Origin of the sequence: Streptomyces sp. NPDC047043 (assembly GCF_040644055.1) — a bacterium.
GTDB lineage: Bacteria > Actinomycetota > Actinomycetes > Streptomycetales > Streptomycetaceae > Streptomyces.
Window position 1 is genome coordinate 184,215 of sequence record NZ_JBEYVO010000014.1, and the last position, 21,337, is coordinate 205,551.

Annotated in this window: 20 protein-coding genes; 9 read left to right on the forward strand and 11 right to left on the reverse strand. The window is 70.6% G+C overall.

The window, feature by feature from the left end:
• Window positions 1-287: 287 nt before the first annotated feature.
• Window positions 288-1,631, forward strand: coding sequence for a M14 family metallopeptidase (locus tag ABZ880_RS23325; RefSeq protein WP_361266093.1), 1,344 nt, complete (start codon window positions 288-290; stop codon window positions 1,629-1,631).
• Between the two features lie 6 nt (window positions 1,632-1,637).
• On the opposite strand, the gene ABZ880_RS23330 is transcribed toward ABZ880_RS23325, so the two are convergent.
• From ABZ880_RS23330 to ABZ880_RS23350, 5 genes are all read right to left on the reverse strand, one after another.
• Complete coding sequence (locus tag ABZ880_RS23330) at window positions 1,638-2,255, reverse strand: hypothetical protein (RefSeq protein WP_361266095.1); 618 nt, start codon at window positions 2,253-2,255, stop codon at window positions 1,638-1,640.
• 94 nt (window positions 2,256-2,349) lie between these two features.
• Entirely contained in the window at window positions 2,350-3,855 is a 1,506-nt protein-coding gene (locus ABZ880_RS23335; RefSeq protein WP_361266097.1) for a gluconate:H+ symporter, read from the reverse strand.
• A gap of 107 nt (window positions 3,856-3,962) precedes the next feature.
• Window positions 3,963-4,373, reverse strand: coding sequence for a RidA family protein (locus ABZ880_RS23340; RefSeq protein ID WP_361266099.1), 411 nt, complete (start codon window positions 4,371-4,373; stop codon window positions 3,963-3,965).
• Window positions 4,370-5,134: an IclR family transcriptional regulator gene (locus tag ABZ880_RS23345; RefSeq protein WP_361266101.1), complete on the reverse strand. Its 765-nt coding sequence runs from the start codon at window positions 5,132-5,134 to the stop codon at window positions 4,370-4,372. The genes ABZ880_RS23340 and ABZ880_RS23345 overlap by 4 nt, the downstream gene beginning before the upstream one ends.
• Complete coding sequence (locus ABZ880_RS23350) at window positions 5,131-6,171, reverse strand: sugar kinase (protein WP_361266103.1); 1,041 nt, start codon at window positions 6,169-6,171, stop codon at window positions 5,131-5,133. The genes ABZ880_RS23345 and ABZ880_RS23350 overlap by 4 nt, the downstream gene beginning before the upstream one ends.
• 137 nt (window positions 6,172-6,308) lie before the next feature.
• Here ABZ880_RS23350 and ABZ880_RS23355 point away from each other — a divergent pair, with 137 nt between their 5' ends.
• Both ABZ880_RS23355 and ABZ880_RS23360 read left to right on the forward strand, forming a co-directional pair.
• On the forward strand, window positions 6,309-7,580 hold the full coding sequence (locus tag ABZ880_RS23355) for an amino acid deaminase (RefSeq protein WP_361266104.1): 1,272 nt from the start codon (window positions 6,309-6,311) through the stop codon (window positions 7,578-7,580).
• 10 nt (window positions 7,581-7,590) lie between these two features.
• On the forward strand, window positions 7,591-9,222 hold the full coding sequence (locus ABZ880_RS23360; protein WP_361266106.1) for a D-aminoacylase: 1,632 nt from the start codon (window positions 7,591-7,593) through the stop codon (window positions 9,220-9,222).
• Here ABZ880_RS23360 and ABZ880_RS23365 read toward each other — a convergent pair whose 3' ends face one another.
• Window positions 9,223-10,092 carry a serine protease gene (locus ABZ880_RS23365; protein ID WP_361266108.1) on the reverse strand — a complete coding sequence of 290 codons (870 nt, stop codon included), beginning with the start codon at window positions 10,090-10,092 and terminating at the stop codon, window positions 9,223-9,225. It abuts the gene before it with no gap.
• Window positions 10,093-10,510: 418 nt separating this feature from the next.
• Window positions 10,511-11,170 carry a hypothetical protein gene (locus tag ABZ880_RS23370; protein WP_361266110.1) on the reverse strand — a complete coding sequence of 220 codons (660 nt, stop codon included), beginning with the start codon at window positions 11,168-11,170 and terminating at the stop codon, window positions 10,511-10,513.
• A 125-nt stretch (window positions 11,171-11,295) separates the two neighbouring features.
• On the opposite strand from ABZ880_RS23370, the gene ABZ880_RS23375 reads away from it, so the two are divergent.
• The 6 genes from ABZ880_RS23375 to ABZ880_RS23400 all read left to right on the forward strand — a co-directional run bounded on the left by ABZ880_RS23375 (window position 11,296) and on the right by ABZ880_RS23400 (window position 17,586).
• Entirely contained in the window at window positions 11,296-12,507 is a 1,212-nt protein-coding gene (locus ABZ880_RS23375) for a pyridoxal phosphate-dependent aminotransferase (RefSeq protein WP_361266112.1), read from the forward strand.
• Between the two features lie 72 nt (window positions 12,508-12,579).
• Window positions 12,580-12,996, forward strand: coding sequence for a hypothetical protein (locus ABZ880_RS23380; protein ID WP_361266113.1), 417 nt, complete (start codon window positions 12,580-12,582; stop codon window positions 12,994-12,996).
• Between the two features lie 177 nt (window positions 12,997-13,173).
• Entirely contained in the window at window positions 13,174-14,238 is a 1,065-nt protein-coding gene (locus tag ABZ880_RS23385) for a substrate-binding domain-containing protein (RefSeq protein ID WP_361266115.1), read from the forward strand.
• Between the two features lie 12 nt (window positions 14,239-14,250).
• Window positions 14,251-15,462 carry a toxic anion resistance protein gene (locus ABZ880_RS23390; protein ID WP_361266117.1) on the forward strand — a complete coding sequence of 404 codons (1,212 nt, stop codon included), beginning with the start codon at window positions 14,251-14,253 and terminating at the stop codon, window positions 15,460-15,462.
• Window positions 15,459-17,000, forward strand: a complete 1,542-nt coding sequence (locus ABZ880_RS23395) for a VWA domain-containing protein (protein ID WP_361266119.1) — start codon at window positions 15,459-15,461, stop codon at window positions 16,998-17,000. Before ABZ880_RS23390 ends, ABZ880_RS23395 begins: the two co-directional genes overlap by 4 nt.
• Window positions 16,987-17,586, forward strand: coding sequence for a hypothetical protein (locus ABZ880_RS23400; RefSeq protein WP_361266120.1), 600 nt, complete (start codon window positions 16,987-16,989; stop codon window positions 17,584-17,586). Before ABZ880_RS23395 ends, ABZ880_RS23400 begins: the two co-directional genes overlap by 14 nt.
• A gap of 2 nt (window positions 17,587-17,588) precedes the next feature.
• Here ABZ880_RS23400 and ABZ880_RS23405 read toward each other — a convergent pair whose 3' ends face one another.
• The 4 genes from ABZ880_RS23405 to ABZ880_RS23420 are packed head-to-tail and all read right to left on the reverse strand — an operon-like array spanning window position 17,589 to window position 21,268.
• Window positions 17,589-18,755, reverse strand: a complete 1,167-nt coding sequence (locus ABZ880_RS23405; protein ID WP_361266122.1) for a hypothetical protein — start codon at window positions 18,753-18,755, stop codon at window positions 17,589-17,591.
• The gene (locus ABZ880_RS23410) at window positions 18,752-19,549 is read right to left on the reverse strand and encodes a PP2C family serine/threonine-protein phosphatase (protein WP_361266124.1); all 798 of its coding nucleotides are present in this window, start codon (window positions 19,547-19,549) and stop codon (window positions 18,752-18,754) included. The genes ABZ880_RS23405 and ABZ880_RS23410 overlap by 4 nt, the downstream gene beginning before the upstream one ends.
• Before the next feature lie 3 nt (window positions 19,550-19,552).
• Window positions 19,553-20,314: a hypothetical protein gene (locus tag ABZ880_RS23415; RefSeq protein ID WP_361266126.1), complete on the reverse strand. Its 762-nt coding sequence runs from the start codon at window positions 20,312-20,314 to the stop codon at window positions 19,553-19,555.
• 24 nt (window positions 20,315-20,338) lie between these two features.
• Window positions 20,339-21,268 (reverse strand): hypothetical protein, encoded by a 930-nt coding sequence (locus ABZ880_RS23420; protein ID WP_361266128.1) that lies wholly within the window; start codon window positions 21,266-21,268, stop codon window positions 20,339-20,341.
• Window positions 21,269-21,337 lie beyond the last annotated feature (69 nt).

Sequence of the window (21,337 nt, forward strand, 5' to 3'; positions counted from 1 at the left end):
CCTCACTCTGCTTCGGTTTCGGCATATATGCACGCGCCGCTCACACCCGCGAGTGCACTTTGCCGGAGGCCGGTGCGGGGGTCACCGCCACGCGTACACTGCGCGGCCGATTTTCGTATCGTCCGAGCCGCACCCCCTTGGGTCTCTCTTGACCCGTCCATGACATTCACGGACGATGGCGGCCACCCGCACTGCACACCCGCACTGCACGTCGCTGAACGAACCACCCCCCGCTCCACTCCCCACTTCCGGCGACCCCGGAATTCCTGGAGAAACAAGGAGACTTCATGCGACTTCGGATACGAGGCTCGGGCGCCCGCGGCGGCAGACGCACCGCCGCGCTCGCCGCACTGCTCGCCCTCGCCCTCGCGGCCCCCGTCTCGGCGACCGCCGACAGCGTCCGCAAGGCGGCACCCTCCGCCGACGACATCCGCCAGTACGAGATCCACGTCGACCACAACACGCCGGTGACCCGCACCGCCATCGCGGCGGCGGGCGTGAGCGTGGACGAGGCCGACGAGGAGACGGTGGTCGTCTCCGGGCGGGCGGCGCAGATCAAGAAGCTGCGCCAACAGGGCTACGACGTCTCGCTGTCGGGCTCGGCGCCGGACCGCTCCTCGGGCGCGGACGACCTGCGGCTCTACGACTTCCCCTCGGCCGACTCGAAGTACCACAACTACACCGAGATGAACACGGAGATCGACCAGCGGCTCGCGGCCTACCCGAACATCATGAGCAAGCGGGTGATCGGCAAGTCGTACCAGGGCCGGGACATCGTGGCCATCAAGGTCAGCGACAACGTGGCGACGGACGAGAGCGAGCCCGAGGTCCTGTTCACCTTCCACCAGCATGCGCGTGAGCATCTGACGGTGGAGATGGCGCTGTATCTGCTGCGGGAGTTGGGCGCCGGGTACGGCAGCGACTCGCGCATCACCGGCATGGTGAACAACCGCGAGATCTGGATCGTCCCCGACCTCAACCCGGACGGCGGCGAGTACGACATCGCGACGGGCTCGTACCGGTCGTGGCGCAAGAACCGTCAGCCGAATTCCGGGTCGTCGTACGTGGGCACGGACCTCAACCGCAACTGGAACTACAAGTGGGGCTGCTGCGGCGGCTCTTCGGGCTCCACGTCATCCGAGACGTACCGCGGTGCCTCGGCCGAGTCCGCGCCCGAGGTGAAGGTGGTCGCCGACTTCGTACGCAGCCGTGTGGTCGGCGGGAAGCAGCAGATCACCGCCGGGATCGACTTCCACACGTACAGCGAGCTGGTGTTGTGGCCGTTCGGCTACACGTACTCGGACACGGCGACCGGGATGACGGCGGACGACGCCGCCGCGTTCAGGACCGTCGGGCAGAAGATGGCGGCGAGCAACGGGTACACCGCCGAGCAGTCCAGTGACCTGTACATCACCGACGGGTCGATCGACGACTATCTCTGGGGTGCGCAGAAGATCTTCTCGTACACCTTCGAGATGTATCCGACGTCGAGCTCCGGAGGTGGGTTCTACCCGCCCGACGAGGTCATCGAGCGGGAGACTTCCCGGAACCGGGATGCGGTGCTGCAGTTGCTGGAGAACGCGGACTGCATGTACCGGTCGATCGGGAAGGAGGCCCAGTACTGCAGCTAGCCGTGGCTACTCGTCGCCCTCGTCGGCGTTCTCGTCCGCGTTGTCGTCGGCCTTGTCGTCGAGCTTGTCTTCGGCGTTGTCGTCGAAGTAGGCGTCAAGTACCGCGTCCAGCTGCTCTTCCCACTCGCTGAAGCGCGCCCTGGCCGTCGCCTCGATCTCGATCGGGTACCAGCGGCGGTCAGGGGTGTGGACCGTGATGGTGAACCGCTTGCCGAAGCGCGGGGATTCGGTCTCCACGGCGCCGATCTCGTCCCAGCGGAACTCGCACTGCTGGTCGTCCAGAGCGAGCCGTACGCCCTTGTGATCGGCGACGATCTTCGCGCGCCGGTCGGAGGCCTCGAAGACGGGCCCGTCGGAGGCCTCTTCCTTCTCGTCGCCGTCCGCGGAAGCATCCTGCTCCCCGGCCTCGGCGTCGGCCTCGGCCGCCCCGGAAACGACCTCTTCGGACGGGACGTCCTGCGACGGGGCATCCTCCGACTCGACGTCCCCGTCCTCGGCCGTGACCTCCTCCGGCTCCTCGGACGCGGGTGAGGTGAGCCCGGGAATGAATGCCGGATCGAATCCGGCGCCCTTCACGGGCTCGCCCTTCAGGGGCTGGCTGCTCGAACCTATGCGCTGCTCCACAGCGGGCAGTATGGTCGACGATCCTGTGCCGCACACAGCCAGCCCCTACTTCGTTATCAGACGCCTACATGCGGCCCATGGGACACGGGCGCACCTACACGAACAGGCTCAGCACCGCCGCCACCACGAAGCCCGCCACCGACAGCACCGTCTCCAGCACCGTCCACGTCTTCAGGGTGTCCCGCTCGCTGATGCCGAAGTACTTCGCCACCATCCAGAAGCCGCCGTCATTGACGTGGGACGCGAAGATCGAGCCGGCGGAGATCGACATGATGACCAGGGCGACGAAGGCCTGGGAGTGGTGGCCCTCGGAGAGAAGAGGGGCGACGATGCCCGCCGTCGTCACGATCGCGACCGTGGCCGAGCCCTGGGCGACGCGGAGGACCACCGAGATCAGGTACGACAGGACGATCACCGGGAGGCCCACGTCGTTGAAGGTGTCCGACAACGCCTGCGCGACGCCGCTCGCCTTCAGGACCGCGCCGAAGACACCGCCCGCGCCGACGACCAGCAGGATGTTGCCGACCGGCTTCAGCGACGCCGTGGACACCGTCTCCAGGGACTTGCGGGACCAGCCCCGCCGTATGCCCAGCAGGTAGTACGCCAGCAGCAGCGCGATCGTCAGGGCCACGAACGGGTGGCCGAAGAACTCGATCACCGAGCGGCCCGTGGACGGGTCCAGGGCGATGGAGGAGAAGGTCGCCGCCAGGATCAGGATCAGCGGCGTACCGATGATGCCCAGCACCATGCCGAGCGGCACCGGGTGCTCGCGCGGCTCCACGCCCTGCTCGCGCTGCTCGTTGCTGCCATCCATCACCGCGCTCCGCGCGGGGGCCGCGAGCTTGGCCTCGGCCGCCGCCTCCACCATGTCCTGCGGTACGGCGACGAAGATCCGGCGGCCGATCCACGCCGAGAACGCCCAGGCGGCCAGCACCGCGGGAATGCCGCAGATGACGCCCATGAGGATGACCCAGCCGAGGTCCACGTGCAGGAGACCGGCCGCGGCCACCGGGCCCGGGTGCGGCGGCAGGAACGCATGGGTCATGGACAGGCCCGCCAGCAGCGGCAGGCAGTACAGCAGGATCGACTTGCCGGAGCGCTTGGCGGCGGCGTAGACGATCGGCGCGAGCACGAAGATGCCGACGTCGAAGAAGACCGGGATGCCGAAGATCAGGCCCGTGAGGCCCATGGCCAGCGGCGCTCGCTTCTCGCCGAACAGATTCAGCAGGCGGGACGCCAACACCTCGGCGCCGCCGCTGACTTCGAGGATCGCACCGAGCATGGTGCCGAGGCCGATGATGATCGCGACATGGCCGAGGATGCCGCCCATGCCGGTCTCGATGGTGGACACCGCGTCCGAACGCTGGACCGTGCCGAAGAGTTCGGTGACCGACAGACCCGCCATCAGGCCCACGGCTATGGAGACGGCGAGGAGGGCCACGAAGGGCTGGAGTCTGACCTTGATGATCAGGAAGAGGAGGAGCGCGATGCCGATGGCGGCCACGGTCAGCAGACCCGCGGTGCCGTCGATCAGGAGGAGCAGGCCTCCCGTGTGGGGTGGGGTCTCGACGGGGGCGGTTGCGGCGAGCGGATAGGACAATTGGGGGTCCTCTGGGTAAGTACATGGAGTTTTCGGGCAGGGGGGATCGCGGCACGGCACCCAGTGAGGTGCCGTGCCGTCCACGGCGTGCGGGAGTTGAGGGGACGTCAGCCCAGTACGGCGAGCGCGTCGATCTCGATGAGGAGGCCGGCGGGAAGGCCGACGTAGACCGTCGTACGGGCGGCCGGGGGCGCGGTGAGGCCCTGCTCCTCGAAGTAGGTGTTGTAGATGGCATTCATCTCGGCGAAGTGGTCCACGTCCGTCAGGTAGACGCGGATCATCATCACGTCGTCCCAGCCCGCGCCGCCCTCCTCGAGGATCGCCTTGACGTTGGCGAGGGTCTGGAGGGTCTGCTCGCGCAGGGTCGGGCCGGCCGGCGTCGGCGGCCTGCCCTCCTCGGCGGGCAGGAAGCCGACCTGGCCGGCGACCTGAAGGATGTTGCCCTTCTTCACACCGTGGGAGAACTTCGCGGGCGGGGTGGTGTGGGTCTTGGGGGTGAGCGCGATCTTCTCGGTCATGAGGTGACTTCCTTGACGGGGGTCTTGCCTGAGTACTCGCCGCTGATGGCGTCCGCGGTACGGCGCACCAGCGGGAGCAGGGTGAGGAGTTCGTCGGCGCTGACGACGACGTTGGGCGCGGAGACCGACATCGCGGCGACGACCCGGCCGTCGGCACCGCGGATCGGCGCGGCGACGCAGTTGATGGACTCCTCGTGGCCGCCGAGGTCGGTGGCCCAGCCCTGTTCGCGCACCTTGTCCAACTCCCGTAGGAAAGCAGGGGCGTTGGGGGTTGAACGGGACGTGTACATCGGGTAGTCGAGCTTGTCGGCCAGCGCCCGCCGCTCGCTGCCCGGCAGATCGGCCAGGAGCAGCTTCGCCACCGCCGCGACGGTGATGGCGACGGGCTTGCCGATCCGCGAGTACATCCGGACCGGGTAGCGGCTCTCCACCTTGTCGATGTAGAGCACCTCGTCCTCCTCGTACACCGCGAGGTGGACGGTGTGCCCGCACTGCTCGTTGAGGCGTACGAGATGGGGGTGGGCGATCTCGCGGATGTCGAGGTTCTCCATGGCCTCCTGGGCGAGCGCGATGAGGCGGGCGCCCAGGCGGTAGCGCTGGTCGGACTGGCGGTAGACCAGGCCGTGCTCGTGCAGGGTGCGCAGGAGGCGCAGGGCCGTGGACTTGTGCACGCCCAGGCGGTCGGCGACCTGGCCGAGGTCGGCGGGGCCCTCGGCGAGCAGCGGCAGAATGCTCAGCGCGCGGTCGACGGTCTGGCTCATGGCGTACGTACCTCCTCCGGGGCCTGCTCGGCCTGTGTCCAGCCGGGGCCGAGTCGAAGTGTCCCCCACGCCGCGTCGTCCAGGGCGACCAGGCGGTCGGCGTGGTCGCGGGCGGGGGGCGTGGCGAGGTCACCGGGGACGGTGAGGGCGGCGGCGGCCATCAGGTGACCGTGCCGGAGGCGGTCGCGGACAGGGAGACCGCGCAGGGTCGCGGAGAGGAACCCGGCGGCGAAGGCGTCACCGGCCCCGACGGCGGCGACGACGTCCACGTGCGGGGCGGGGACGAAGGTGACGTCCCCCTTGTCGAACACGGTGGCCCCGCGCCCGCCCTGCTTGACGACGAGCGTTTCGGGGTCGGGAAAGGCGGTACGGACGGCGTCGACACCGTGCAGGCCCCAGACCTCCTCCGCCTCGTCCTCCCCCACGAACACGAGGTCGGCGCCGCGCGCCAGTTCCAGCAGCACCTGCGGGCCGCTGCCGTCCTGCCACAGCCCGGGCCGGTGGTTGACGTCGAAGGAGACGAGCGGCCGGCCGGGGCGGGGCGCCGTCAGCTCCCGGAGCAGCCCCAGGCACTGCGCGGACAGCGCCGCCGTGATCCCGGTCAGGTGCAGCACGCGCCCGGCGCGCACCGCGTCCAGGTCCACGGTGTCGACCGCCATCGCGGAGGCCGCCGAACCCGCCCGGTAGTACGCCACCTCGTGCGCATCGGTGGCCCGGTCGCCGGCAGTGCGGAAGTAGATGCCGGTCGGGCGCGCCGGGTCCCGGCGCACGGACGTGACGTCGACGCCGTAGGAGCCGATGATCTCGACGAGGTGGTCGCCGAACCCGTCGGCCCCCACCCTGCTCACCCACCGCACGGAATGACCGGCCGCCGCCAAGGCACACGCCACATTGGACTCCGCGCCGCCGATGGCGCGGTCGAAGGAGGGGACGTCGGCGAGGCGGCCGGGACGGGAGGGCAGGAACGTGACCATGGACTCGCCGAGCGCGACGACGTCCACGCCGTCGGAGGCATTGCCGGCTGCGGTGGCGGTCACGATCGTCGTATCTCCCAGGTCCGTGCGGGGTCGCGGCGGCTTCGTTGACCTCGCGTTGGCCGAGATGTTAGACAGCAGTAAGCGACATACGCAATGGACGTTGCAGTTAATGCAACGCTCCTGATCAGGGAGGTTCCATGAGCACCGAGGCGCTCGCCCGACTCGCCGAGGAACGCGTCGACCACCGCTTCAAGGGCCTCCCGCCGGACGCCGACGGCCTGACGCTCGGCGAACTGGCCGCACAGCGCCGCAATCTCTTCACCGGCGGCTTCACGACCCCGGTGCTCGCGCTGTCCGCCGAGCGCCTGGAGCACAACCTCGCGCTCATGGAGACCTACGCGACCCGCCACGGCCTGGCCTTCGCCCCGCACGGCAAGACCTCCATGGCGCCCCAGCTGTTCCGGCGGCAGATCGAGCGCGGCGCCTGGGGCATCACCCTCGCCGTGCCCCACCAGGTGCGCGTGGCACGGGAGTTCGGCACCCGGCGGGTCTTCCTCGCCAACGAGCTCGTCGACCCGGCGGCACTGAAATGGATCTCCACGGAGCTCGACACCGACCCGGACTTCCACTTCATCTGCTACGTCGATTCCGTGCGCGGCGTGGAGCTGATGGACGCGGCGCTGCAGGGCTCCTCGCGTCCGCTGGACGTCGTGGTCGAGCTGGCCGCCGGCGAGGGCGCCCGCACCGGGGTCCGTACGGAGGCGGAGTGCGCGGCGGTCGCGGACGCGGTGGCCGCCACGCGGACGCTGCGCCTGGTGGGCGTCGCGGGCTACGAGGGCGAGGTGCCGCAGGCCGACCCGGAGCGGGTGCACGCCTGGCTGCGGCGGCTGGTCGCACTGGCGGTGGACTTCGACAAGGCGGGGCGGTTCGCCGCGGCGGGACTCGGCGAGATCGTCGTCAGCGCGGGCGGCAGCGCCTGGTTCGACGCGGTGGCCGACGTCTTCGCGGAGATCCCCGGACTCTCCCTCCCCGTACTGAAGTTGCTGCGCTCGGGGGCCTACGTCTCGCACGACGACGGGCACTACCGCAAGATCACCCCCTTCAACCGGGTGCCCGAGGAGGGCGCCCTGGAGCCGGCGTTCCGCCTCTGGGCGCAGGTGGTGTCACGGCCGTCGGCCGAGCAGGCCTTCGTCAACGCGGGCAAGCGGGACGCGGCCTACGACCTGGACCTCCCCTTCGCCCAGGTGGTCCGCCGGGACGGCGTGGAGCGCCCGGCCACCGGCGTCTCGGTGACGAGCCTGTCCGACCAGCACGCATGGCTGCGCACGGGTCCCGAGGCGGACCTGGAGGTAGGGGACTGGCTGGGCCTGGGCCTGTCCCACCCGTGCACGTCATTCGACAAGTGGCAGCTGATCCCGGTGGCCGAGGCGGACGGCACGGTCGTCGACTACATCCGCACGTTCTTCTAGGAGGTCTGTCGTGGAGGAGCTCGTCATCCGGGACGCGGACGTCGCCGACGGCAGCGGTCAGCCGTCGTACCGCGCCGATGTCGTGATCGACGGCGGTCGGATCGTCTCCATCGTCAAGGAAGCCGCTGCAGCCGGCTGTCAACGGCCCAGGGCGACAAGGGAGTTGGACGCCGAAGGGCTCGTCCTCTCCCCCGGCTTCATCGACATGCACGCCCACAGCGACCTCGCCCTCCTCCGCGACCCGGACCACAGCGCGAAGGCCGCGCAGGGGGTCACCCTCGAAGTCCTGGGCCAGGACGGCCTGTCGTACGCCCCGATCGACGACCGCACACTGGAAGAGGTCCGCCGGGCCATCACCGGCTGGAACGGCTACGGCGACGACATCGACTTCGACTGGCGGTCGGTCGGCGAGTATCTGGACCGGCTGGACCGCGGAATCGCGGTCAACGCGGCGTATTTGATCCCCCAGGGCACGGTCCGCATGCTGGCCGTCGGCTGGGAGGACCGCGAGGCCACGCCCCAGGAGCTGGACCGTATGCGGCAGTTGGTCGCGGAGGGCATGGAGCAGGGCGCGGTCGGCATGTCGTCCGGGCTGACGTACACGCCCGGCATGTACGCCAAGGACGCCGAACTCACCGAACTGTGCCGGGTGGTGGCGCGGTACGACGGCTACTACTGCCCGCACCACCGCTCGTACGGCGCCGGGGCGCTCGAGGCGTACGAGGAGATGGTCGCCCTGACCCGGGAGGCGGACTGCTCGCTCCACCTGGCGCACGCCACCATGAACTTCGGCGTGAACAAGGGCCGGGCGCCGGAACTCCTGAAACTGCTGGACGAGGCGCTGGCGTCCGGGGCGGACATCAGCCTGGACACCTACCCCTACACCCCCGGCTGCACCACCCTCGCGGCGATGCTGCCGAGTTGGGCGAGCGAGGGCGGCCCGGAGGCGATCCTCGAGCGGCTGGCCGACGACGGGACGGCCGAGCGCATCCGGCACCACATGGAGGTCGTGGGCGCGGACGGCTGCCACGGGGTGCCCATCGAGTGGGACACGATCGAGGTCTCGGGCGTCAGTGACGTCTCTCTGGCGGACTTCGTGGGCCGTACGGTCCGGCAGTCGGCGGACGCGCGCGGCGAGGCCCCGTGGGCGACCGCCCGTCACCTGCTGCTCGCCGACCGCCTGGGCTCGACGATCCTCCAGCACGTCGGCCACGAGGAGAACGTACAGGCGATCATGCGCCACCCGGTCCACACCGGCGGCTCGGACGGCATCCTCCAGGGCACGAAGCCGCACCCGCGCGCGTACGGCACCTTCCCGCAGTATCTCGGGCGGTACGTACGCGAGTTGGGCGTGCTGTCGCTGGAGGAGTGCGTGGCCCATCTGACCTCGCGCCCGGCCGCCCGGCTGCGACTGCCGGACCGCGGCCTGGTCCGCGAGGGGTACCGCGCCGACCTGGTGCTGTTCGACCCGGAGACGGTTGCGGCGGGATCGACGTACGAGAATCCGCGCACGCTCCCGACGGGCATTCCGTACGTCTTCGTCGACGGCCGGTTCGTCGTCGAGGACGGCCGGCGGACGGACGTACTGGCGGGCCGGGCGGTCCGTCGCAGTCCCGTGCGACGGAACACCACCGACCGATGACTACGGCTTGGGCAGCACGCAGCCGCTGGCGCTCAGGTCGAGCTTGTTGCCGACGCCGAAGCAGGCGGGGATCTGGTAGGTCTCCTCGGCGTAGTTGATGCCCTCACGGACGGTCACGTTCCCGCTCGCGTCGACCTCGCAGGGGTTGTTCTCGGTGCAGCGCTCGCCGTCCTCGTTGCCGGTGTTGTTGACGGCGACGACCTTGCCGGTCGCGTTGTCCACGACGGGCGAGCCCGAGGTGCCGCCGATGGTCTGGCAGGCGGAGGTGTAACGGACCGAGTCCTTCCAGGTCCAGTCGCCCTCCTTGAGGCGGTAGACGAAGCCGTCGATGTTGCAGGCGTACGTCCTCTTCCAGTAGCCGGAGACCACGGTGATCGCGGTGCCGGCGGTGGGGTGCGTGTCCTGGAGCGTCAGCGGGCTGATGCCGTATGTGCTCTTGATCTTCGCGTAGGTGGTGGTGAGCTGATAGATCGTCACATCGGTGTCGGTCATCGTGGAGTAGACGACCTTGCTCGCGCGCAGCGTCCCGACCCGGGTGGCCGAGGCGTTGAGCAGACCGAAGGTACGGCTGGAGGCCTGGTCGGTGATGACCTCGCCGGGCTCCGGGAAGCCGGTCTCCAGGCAGTGACCGTTGGTCATGACGAGCGCCGGGTCGGTGTCCGCGGAGTTCGGGAAGCGGATGACCGAGCCGGAACAGTTGCTGAGCGAGACGGTGCCGGCGAAGTTGACGGCCTTGAGCGTGGGCGTCGCCGTCTTCGTCGCCGTCCTGGCGGCCGCACCGTCCGCGATCACGGGTGCCGCGACCGCGGGTGCCATGCCCGCCCCGGATATGACCAGGGCTCCGAGCACGGCAAGGAGAGGCTTCTTCATGTGGGGGTCCCCTCTTGCGACTTGGGCGACCGGAGGATTTCCGGCCGCCCTTGAATTTGACATGTGCATTGTGAGGGGAGTGAGGCCGCCGGGCAAGGACTTGTTTCCGGACGGGAGTTGGGGTCGCCGGGCGGCCACCGCGGGGCGCGGCGGATGTCTCACCGAGTCAGACGGTTATTCGGAGCCTTTGGTGCCGCCGTGACCGCGACCGGGACTGCGTTCTCGTTTTCGGCCGGGAGTTCGGGACTCTTGGCGCCCGCCGCAGGACACGGCGGGCACCTCACCGAGTCGGACGGCTACTTGGGCCCCTTGGTGCCGCCGCGACCGCGACCGGGACTGCGTTCTCGTTTTCGGCCGGGAGTTCGGGACTCTTGGCGCCCGCCGCAGGACACGGCGGGCACCTCACCGAGTCGGACGGCTACTTGGGCCCCTTGGTGCCACCCTGGCCGTGACCGGGGTTGCCGTTGGCGTTGCCCCGGCCGTCGTTGCCCGTGGTGGCCGTGGGGGCGGGTGTGGCCGTGGCGGTCGTGGGTGCGGAGGACCGCGGGGAGCCGTCGCCGCCCTTGGACGCGGATGGACTCGTCGAGCCACTCGGGCTCGGGGAAGCCGTCCCGGACCGTTCCGGCGACGGGTCGGCGGCCACTCCGCCGGAGGACGCCGGTGCCGTCGCCCCCGCCGAGTCCCCCGCCGTCGGGCTCGTCCGCCTGTCCTTGCCCTGGACGCCGTCCGACGGCGATCCGGAGGGCGACCCGGAGAAGGACAGCGCGACCGCCGCGGCCATCGCCGACACCGCGCCCACCGCGCCGGCGGCCACCGCTGCATGCCGTGACCGCCACGCGCTGGGCTTCCGCCGGGACCGACGGTGCTGTCGCACCCCGCCCGGCTCGGCGCTCCGACCGGTCCCGTCCGCCACAGACGGCAGCTCCCGCGTCTCGTCGTACGCGCTCAGCCACCCGTGTGCGGCCGCCGGATCCGCGTACGCCTCATACGCGGGGGACGAGGCACCCCGCGGGTGGTACACGTTCGGCGGATCCTCGGGACCGCCGCTCTCAGGGTCGTACTCGGCTGGCTTGGACATCGCCGGGCATTGTAGAGACGGGTGGGGCCCGTGTGACAGCTACCGGCGATAACAGCCCATACCACCCGTCTCAAGTGGCGGATAACACGGCCCGCGAGGCGTTACCGGGCCGTAAGCTCCCAGACATGCAGGTGATCCAGTCGACCAAGCTCGCCAACGTCTGTTACGAGATCCGGGGCCCGGTGCTCGAGGAGGCGATGCGGCTCGAGGCGGCCGGGCACCGCATTCTCAAGCTGAACACCGGCAACCCGGCAGCGTTCGGCTTCGAGTGCCCGCCCGAGATCCTGGAGGACATCCTCCGCAACGTGTCCTCGGCCCACGGCTACGGCGACGCGAAGGGCCTGCTGGCCGCGCGCCGGGCGGTCGTGATGCACAACCAGACCCTCGGCATCGAGACGGACGTGGAGCACGTCTTCGTCGGCAACGGCGTCTCCGAGCTGATCGTGATGGCCATGCAGGCCCTGCTCGACGACGGCGACGAGGTCCTCGTACCGTCGCCCGACTACCCCCTGTGGACCGCCGCCGTCTCGCTCTCCGGCGGCACGGCCGTCCACTACCGCTGCGACGAGCAGTCCGACTGGATGCCCGACCTCGCGGACGTCGAGCGCAAGGTCACCGACCGCACCAAGGCGATCGTCATCATCAACCCCAACAACCCGACGGGCGCGGTGTACGACGAGGCGATGATCAAGGGGCTCACCGACATCGCCCGCCGCCACAACCTGCTGGTCTGCTCCGACGAGATCTACGACAAGATCCTCTACGACGACGCCACGCACACCCCGACCGCCGCGATCGCCCCCGACCTGCTGACCCTCACCTTCAACGGCATGTCGAAGGCGTACCGGGTCGCCGGCTACCGGGTCGGCTGGATGGCGATCTCCGGGCCCCGCGCGCACGCGGACTCCTACATCGAGGGTCTGACGATCCTGGCGAACATGCGCCTGTGCGCGAACATGCCGGGGCAGCACGGCGTGGTCGCCGCGCTCAGCGGGCGGCAGACGATCAACGACCTGGTGCTGCCGGGCGGGCGACTGAAGGAGCAGCGGGACGTCGCGTACGAGCTGCTCACCCAGATCCCGGGCGTGACCTGCGTGAAGCCGAAGGGTGCGCTGTATCTCTTCCCGCGGCTCGACCCCAAGGTGTTCAAGATCAAGGACGACCGGCGGATGGTCCTGGACCTGCTGCGGCGCGAGAAGATCATGGTCGTGCAGGGCACCGGGTTCAACTGGCCGGAGCCGGACCACTTCCGGGTCGTGACGCTGCCGACGGTCGGGGACCTGCGGGACGCGGTCACCCGGATCGGGAACTTCCTGGACGGCTACGGCCAGCCGTAGATCTTTTCAGCTCGCTCAACTTTAGACGAAATCTAAGCTAGGATGGCTTCCTGACAGCACAGGAGGCCATCCATGTACGAACCGATCCGCACCAAGTCGGTCCACAGCACGATGGCCGGCACGCCTTCCGACTTTCCCCACCGGTCCCGTGAGGAGGAGCTGGACATCCAGCTCGCGGGTCATCTCGCGGCACTGCTCGCCGTGACGGACGAGCTGCGGGGGCTGGCACCTTCCGCCGACCTCGACGAGGCGGCCGAGCGGCTCGCCACGCAGGTGGCCCGGTTGCGGGGCGGAACGACGCCGGTCCGCATGGCCGCGGCACCGTCCGACGACGAACCCAAGGCCCTGCACCAGCGGGCCCACGCCCTCGCCGGCCGCGCACTGGTCGTGGCGGCGTCCAGGGCGGACACGGCGGTGGCGATCCTCGCCGCCGAGCAGATGGACGTACACGCGGCGGCCCTGGAGCCCCGCGAACTCGCGTCCCACTGAGCCTCCGGGCTCCCTTGACGGCCCCGGTCCGCGTGCACCCGCAGCGACGCGCGGACCGGGCGCCATCTTTTTCTGTGAGCGGTATCGATCGTCGCGTTGTGTACCGGGACGACCGGTTCACCCCCCGTTCATCCCCCTCGCCGAGGAACGTCTGATTCCGCGAGCACTCTCCCCGGCGTGAGACGTATCGCAGGGATCGTCCTCGCGGCTCTGCTGATCGGCGGCGTGGTGGCTGCCGTCGTGGCGGGCCGGGAAGCGGACGACAAGGGCACGGCAACGAAGACCGTGCGGATGGTGATCGGGTCGGAGAAGGCCGAGTACTTCGCCGATCCGGCTGTGGTGAAGGCCCTCGCCACCAAGGGTTACACCGTGAAGGCCGAGACCTCCGGGTCCTGGGCCATGGAGGGGCTCGACCTCAAGGGGTACGACCTCGCGTTCCCCTCCAGCCAGGCCCCGGCCGTCGAACTGGCCGACCGTCACAAGGTGCACGGCACCCTCCCGCGCCCCTTCTACTCGCCGCTCGTCGTCGTGGCCCACCGCAGCGCCGCCCGGGTGCTCGCGGCGAACGGCCTGGCGACCCTCGACGGCGAGCACCGCGGCACTCTGAGGATGGCCGCCTATCTCGACGCGGCTCGGCAGGACCGCACCTGGCAGCAGCTCAAGGGGGCTGGAAAGTACGGGGAGTTGAGCGGAACCCTGTTCATCTCCAGCACCGATCCGGAGTCCTCCAACTCCGGTGCCCTCTATCTCGCCGCCGCCTCGTACGTGGCGAACGGCGGCCGGGTGGTGGCGGGCAAGGCCGATCTCGAGCGCACCGGGCCGCTGCTGAAGAAGCTCGTCAGCGTCCAGGGGGCCCAGCAGTCGAGTTCGGACGCGGTCTTCCGGGACTTCGTCAGCGGCGCCGGCAATCCGCTGGTCTGGGTCTACGAGTCCCAGGTCGCCGCGACGCTCACGGGCGGGCAGAAGCCCGACGACCTGGTCGTGCTGTACCCGGACACCACGGTCGACAGCGACCACACCGTCGTACCGCTCACCGACAACGGCAAGGCTCTCGCCCAACTCCTCACCACCGACCGCGAGTTGCGCAGGCTCGCCGCGCGGCACGGTTTCCGGCCGCAGGGCGACGCGTCCGAGTTCGCCTCGGACACCACCTACCTCAAGCAGGAACTGACCGGTGTCCGGCAGGCGCCCGTGCCCACCTCCGCGGTGCTGCACGAGATGGCGCGCCGGGCGCGCGGATGAACGGGGGCTCTTGTGACCAGCTTCAACACCAGTCAGAACAGCAGCAGTCAGCACACCCTCAGCGGGGACGACGTCTTCACCCTCACCCCGCCGGAGGCCGTCGCGCCCGTCCCGCGGGAGAAGGCCGGCGGACTCGTGCCCGTCGACGACGGCGTCCGTACGGACATGGCGGAGAAGGCCGCAGCGTACGTGGACGGGCTCGCGGCCCTCGATGCCCGCTCGCCCGAGTTCGCCGGCAAGGTCGGCGAGATCACCGCGCTCGGCGCCGGTGAGATGCGCACCGCGGCCGCGCAATCCAACCGGATGCTGGAGCGGACGGTCAAGTCGCTGCCGAGCAAGGGCGGGGACGCGCAGTCGCAGGTCGCGGGTTCGCTCGTCGAACTCCGGCGGGTGGTCGAGGACCTGGACCCGCGGGACCTGCCCGCCGGCAAGGGACGGAAGTTCCTGTCCTGGCTGCCGGGCGGCAACAAGCTGCGCGACCACGTCGCCAAGTACGCGTCCGCGCAGGGGACGTTGAACAAGATCGTGGGATCGCTGCGGGGCGGTCAGGACGAACTCCGGCGCGACAACGCCGCGTTGCAGACGGAGCGGATCCGCCTGTGGGAGACCATGGGCAAGCTCCAGGAGTATGTCGTCCTCACCGAGGCGCTGGACGCGGCCGTCGAGCAGCACATCACCGGGGTCCCGGACCCCCAGGCCGCCGACTCGCTCCGGGCCGACGTGCTCTTCCCGGTCCGGCAGAAGCACCAGGACCTGCTCACCCAGCTCGCGGTGTGCGCCCAGGGCTACCTCGCCATGGACGTCGTACGACGCAACAACGACGAGCTGATCAAGGGCGTCGACCGCGCGGCCACCACGACCGTCTCGGCCCTGCGCATCTCCGTGATGCTGGCCTCCGCGCTCGACAACCAGAAGAAGGTCGTCGACCAGGTCAACGCCCTGCGGGGCACGACCGAGGACCTGATCCGGGGCAACGCCGAGATGCTCGCCACGCAGAGCGGGGAGATCCAGCGGATCGCCGCCGACCCGGCCGTGGGCGCCGAGACCCTGCGCTCCGCCTTCCAGCAGATCTACCGCACGCTGGACGCGATCGACACGTACAAGGTCCAGGCGAACGAGGCGATGGCGACGACCGTCGAGTCCCTGACGGCCGAACTGCAGCAAGCGAGCGCGTACTTGGACCGCAGCCGGTCGCGGGGCGCGCTGGAAGGGGGCCTCGCGTGAGACGGACCCTCGTGGCTGTCGCCGTCTCGGCGACCGCTCTCCTCACCGCCTGCACGGCGGCGCAGCGGGAGCAGCCGGCGGACCCCGCCGCCCCCACACCCGGCACCCTGCGCATCCTCGCCTCCAGCGAGCTCGCGGACATGGCGCCCGTCCTGGAAGAGGTCCGGGGGGACACCGGCCTCACGGTGCGGCCCACCTACATGGGCACCCTTGACGCCGTGAACCTGCTCGCGGCAGGGAAGGCCGACGGGCGGTTCGACGCCGTGTGGCTGTCGTCGGACGACTATCTGCGGCTGCGGCCGGAGGTGGCGAAGAAGGTCGTCTCCGAGACCCCCATCATGTCGAGCCCGGTTGCCATCGGAGTCAGAACGGCCACCGTGAAGGCGCTCGGCTGGAAGCCGGCCGACGTCACCTGGTCGCAGGTCGAGCAGGCCGTGCAGAACGGCGGGCTGACATACGGCATGACCGACCCGGCCCGCTCCAACTCCGGCTTCTCCACGCTGGTTTCGGTCGCCTCCGCCCTCTCCGGCGCTCAGTCGGCGCTCACCGATGCGGACATCGCGAAGGCCAGGCCCCGGCTGAAGGAGTTCTTCAAGGGGCAGCAGCTGACCTCGGGGTCGTCGGGCTGGCTGGCGACGGCGTACCGGAGGCGCGGCAACGTCGACGCGCTCCTCAACTACGAGTCCGTCCTCAAGGGCATCCCGGGCCTGACCGTGATCCGCCCCAAGGACGGCGTGGTCACCGCCGACTACCCGCTCTCCTCGCTCGCCGCCACGGACACCACGACCCGCGAGGACGTCCGCCGCCTGGCCGAGGCCCTGCGCACGCCGAAGATCCAGCGGGAGATCACCCGGCGCACCCACCGCCGCCCGGTGATCCCCTCCGTGCCGCCCGCGGCCGGTCTCGACACCACGCGGCGCCGCGAACTCCCCTTCCCCGGCAGCCGTTCCGTCGCCGACGGACTGCTCGACTCGTACGAGAACGAGCTGCGCCGCCCGTCCCGGACCGTCTACGTCCTCGACACCTCGGGCTCGATGCGGGGCGACCGCCTCGACCGGCTGAAGAAGGCCCTGGGTGACCTCACCGCCGACTTCCGCGAACGCGAGGAGGTGACGCTGATGCCGTTCGGGTCGGGCGTGAAGAGCGTACGGACGCATGTGGTCGACCCGGTGGACCCGGACGCCGGGCTGGACGGCATCCGCAAGGACACCGGAGCGCTCGGCGCCGACGGCGACACCGCCATCTACACCTCGCTGGAGAAGGCGTACGAGCGTCTCGGCACCGATCCCGACACGTTCACGTCGATCGTGCTGATGACGGACGGCGAGAACACGACGGGCGCGAAGGCCGGGGAGTTCGACGCCTTCTACCGCGGGCTCGGCGCCGGTCAGCGGGAGATCCCGGTCTTCCCGATCCTCTTCGGCGACTCCGACCGGGGGGAGCTGGCGCACATCGCCGACCTGACCGGCGGCCGCCTCTTCGACGCCCAGAAGGGCTCGCTGGACGGCGCCTTCGAGGAGATCCGTGGCTATCAGTAAGTACCTCGAGTCCCGCAAGAACATCGCGGGCAGCGCGTGCGGGCTCGCCGGGCTCGTGCTCACCTTCACCGGCGTCGCGGGGCCGTACTGGCCCGTCGTGGTGGCGGGGCTGTACGGCGCGGGCGCGCTGATCGCTCCGCCGGAGCGGCCGCCGCTGCCGGACTTCCCGGACCCGTCCGCCCAACTCGACGAGCTGCGCGGCGACTTCGGGCGGCTGGGCGCGTATCTGGCGGACGTGGAGGTGCCGCCGGTGGCCGCGGGTTGGCTCACCCAGCTCCACGAACTGCTGTCGGGGCTGCTGGACCCGGGCTGGGCCGCCGAGCTCCTCGCCCAGGACCCGGAGGGGCTGCACGTCCTCGCGCGGGCCGTGCGGCAGGACGTGCCCGAGGCCGTCGACACCTTCGTACGCACGCGCTGGTGGACGCGGCTGGCGCCCGGGCAGGAGCCGCCGGAGCGTCATCTGGAGCGGCAACTCTCGCTCGTGCACGAGGAGTTGAAGCGGGTGGCCACCGCTCTTCGGGAGACGGAGGAGCGGCGGCAGGAGTCGCACACGCGGTATCTGGAGGACCGGGGGCGGGCGAACTGACCTCAGGGTCGGAGGCCGGCCACGATCACGATGATCACCAGCAACGCGATCAGCAGAAGCGCCACCTTCAGCGGCCCGAACCGGCGGACGGTCGGCGGCGGTTGCGGTGGCGTGGCCGGCATCGGCACCGATACGGGCCGCGGCATGTTGAACACGTCGTGCCCCGTGCGGGCGGCCCGGGCGCACCACGGGCAGGACGGCAGATGGGAGCCGTACGCGTGCAGGGGCCGTGCCTGGCACATCCGTATCTGGGCGCGCTCCTTGTCGAGGGCGCGCAGCCAGGCCTCCGCCGGGGGGCGTGCGGCAGGGGCGTGCACGCCGGGTCCGAAGGCCGCGCGGGCCAGGGCGAGCAGGTCGGGCGGCAGAACGGACGGGTCGACGGTGCCGCGCGGGACGACGACCAGTTCCGGACGGACCACGTAGGAGACGCTGGCGGCGATGTTGTCCTTGACCGTCGACTCGGAGGCGCTGTCGTGCGGGACGCCCCCGAAGGGATGGTTGCCGGCCGTCAGCAGCTGGTAGACGAGCACCGCGAGGGCGAAGTCGTCGCTGGCCCGGGTGGCGGGGCCGCCCGACTGCCGCTCGGGGGCGGAGTAGTCGGTGGTGTGCATCAGGCACGGGAAGGGCTCGCCCGTGACCGGGTCGGTGAAGGCGATGGAGTCGCAGTCGAGGAAGGTGACGAAGCCGTTGGCGTCGACGACGACGTTGCTGCTGGAGAAGTCGCCGACGACGAGGCTGTCGTAGTGCAGGCGCGCGGTCATGAAGGCGAGGTTCCAGGAGACGCCGAGCAGGAAGCGCCAGTCCGCCTCGGGGAAGAGCCTGAGGCGCTGGGCGCGGGTGAACAGGCCGACCAGCTGGACGTGTTCGGGCTCGCCGAAGCGGTGCATGGCGTACCCGAGGAACTCGCCCTCGGGGCTGCGGGCGAGCGCGGTGGGCCAGGCCAGTTCGGGCGGCTGGGAGCGGTCTGTGGGGCGGGCGGCGAGCGGGGACATGGTGAGCATGCGGGCCAGGCGGCGCTCCTGGTCGGGGCCCGGCGGGTCGCGGTAGAGCTTGACGACCGTCGCGTGGTCGCCCTCGACCGGGAAGACGGCCGCCTGGCCGCCGCCCTTCAGCGGGAGCTGCGCGAGCACGACCGGTTTCCCGTCCAGGTGCACGACCCGGCCGCTCATGGCCGCACCTGCCGTACGGCCCGCAGCAGCGTCTTGTCGTCGGCGTTCAGCGCGGTCAGCCGGTCCGATCTGAGCAGTGCGGCCAGGTTCTCGTGGGCGGTGTCGGAGACCGGTCCGGGGGCGTCGAGGGAGCGGAAGACGGCGTCGGCGAAGGAGGCGTTCGGTGTCGGCGCCCCGTCTGCGGACCGGGAGAGCGCGGCCTGTGCGAGTCCGTCGGTGGACAGCAGCACGCCGTCGATCCCCGCGTCGGACACACAGTCGGTGTGCACCCAGCGGGCCGCGTCCGGCGAGGTGAGGAAGACCGTCTCGTTGCTGTACTCGCTGGCGGCCGCGGGCTGCGGCAGCATATGGAACTGCCGCTCGCCGTCCTCGACTCCGGCGCGCAGTACGACGAAGCCGTCCCCTACCGTGAGGTGGCCGAGCCAGCCGGGGGCCAGGACGACGACGGTGAGGGTGGTCGCGAAGTCGCCTGCCGACGGCCCCGTGGTGTCCAGGAACACCTTGGTGACGTCGTGGTAGGCCTCCGTCAGCAGGTCGTGCACGGCGGCGCCGGGCGGACTGTCGACGGCCGCCGCGGCCCGCCGTACGAAGTGCTCGGCGGCCAGCTCCACCGCGAGCCGGGAGCCCTCGTCGGAGCGCGGCCGGCTGCCGGCGCCGTCCGCGACGGTGAGGACGGCGACAGGCCCCGACTCGGTGTGCGCGCACGCGTCCTGGCAGGGCAGACCGTCCCGGCGGTGCCGGTAGCCCTCGACGCTCAGGCCGTGGATCCGCCAGCCGGCCCGGCCCGCGCCCATCGCCTAGCTCTCCCACGCCGGACGCTGGGTCTTGAACTGGCTGAAGATCTTCTCGAAGACCTCGTCGCCGGCGCCCTTCTGCTCGGCGTTCGCGCTGGCGGACATCATCTGCAGCAGTTCACGGAACGGGAATCCCTGGATCCTGGCGTTGAAGGTCGGCGCGAAGGCCCTGAGGACCTGCTCGCCGGTGTCGGTGATGCCGCCGACGCCGATCGCGTACAGCCGGAAGCGCCGGGCGCGCTGCTCCTCGTCGAGCACGGGGATCAACCGGTGCCAGGAGTCGGTGAGATGGCCCGTGGCGTCGGTCGGGATGCCGTCGGTGACCAGGCAGATCTGCGGCCGGTAGTACTGCAGCCCGGAGGCCCGCAGCTCGGCCTTGCGGGCGGCGACGATGTGCATCGACAGCTCCAGGGCCTCCGTCATCAGGGTCACCCCGGAGGCGGCGAGCTGCGGCGGCCGGAACATGTGGGCCGGCACGAAGGGGCTCAGCCTGGCTCCGGGGGCGAGGAGCTGGGGGCCGCGCCAGGCGGCGACGCCGCGGCCGCCGAAGGTGACCAGGGCGACCTCGACGCTGTAGCTGAGGGCGACGTCGTCGTGCAGTTCGCGGGTCCAGTCCACGAGGGCGTTGTTGAGCGTCTGGATCGGCTGTCCCGCCATGGAGCTGGAGGTGTCGAGGCACAGCACCAGCGGCAGGCGCTGGGCGTTGTTCTCGAACTCGATGTCGGCGTACTCCGCCGGCAGGGTGGGCGGGTATTCGCTGGACATGGCGTCTCCTGGTGGACCGGTGCGTCAACGGGCGTGGGCGTGCGCGTGCCGTCCGGCGGCGGGCGGGAAGGCGTACAGGACGTCGGAGTCGGTTTCCGCGGGGTCGGTGACGTCGACGTGTGAGCCGGGAGCGGGCGCGGGCCGGCCGGGCTGCGCCCACACCGCCCGGTACAGGACGCGGTCGAGCTCGACGTATCCCTGGGGATGCAGCTCGGTGCGTACGAGGGCGGACCTGGCGGGCCCTGTTCGCGCCGCGGTGCGGGACGCGGTGGTGCGCAGGCGCGCGCTGGGGTCGTCGGTGGCCGGCAGGGGGCCGATGCCGGGGGCGGCGAGGACGGCGCGCGGTGCGCGGGAGCGGCGGACGGCGTACACGAGGGCGGCGAGGAGGAGGACCAGGAGAGTGGCGGTGGCGAAAAGAAGCCATGTCTCGGGGCCGTCCCTGCCGCCGGGGGTGTCGGCGACGTATCCGAAGTGCCCGGTGGCCTGCTTCTTGTCGATCAGCGCCTGTCCGGTCAGCCCCTGCTTGCCCGGCCCCACCAGTTCGCACAGGTCCTTGTTGGTTCCGGTGCACAGAGCGTTGTCCGTCAGCTCCTTGACCGTCTCCCGCGACAGTCGGTCGATCCTGGCCTCCGGGTGGACGAGCCGGTGTGCGGCCAGCACGAGCAGTACCGTCCCGCCCTCGCCCGTGGAGACACCGGCCGGCACCTGGACCTCCAGGTGCCCGCGCTGTTTCGCGGCGAGGGCGATGACCTTGTCGCGGTCGGACCTGGAGCCGTCAAGCGCCAGTGCGTGATCGAGGGTGATGGTGACGGTGTCCCTGCCGAGCGGGCCGGACCAGCAGCCCAGCCTGGCGGGGAATGCCCCGTCGCACGAACCGTCCGCACTCGCGGGCACTGCGGAGAGCAGGGCCGTGAGCACCCCGAAAAGCACGGTGAAAGCGAGCGAACGCCTCATGGGCACCCCCTGTGGCCGGAAGCCACACCCCCCGTGGCCCGAAAACAGCCCTCGCCCATAGTGGAGGCA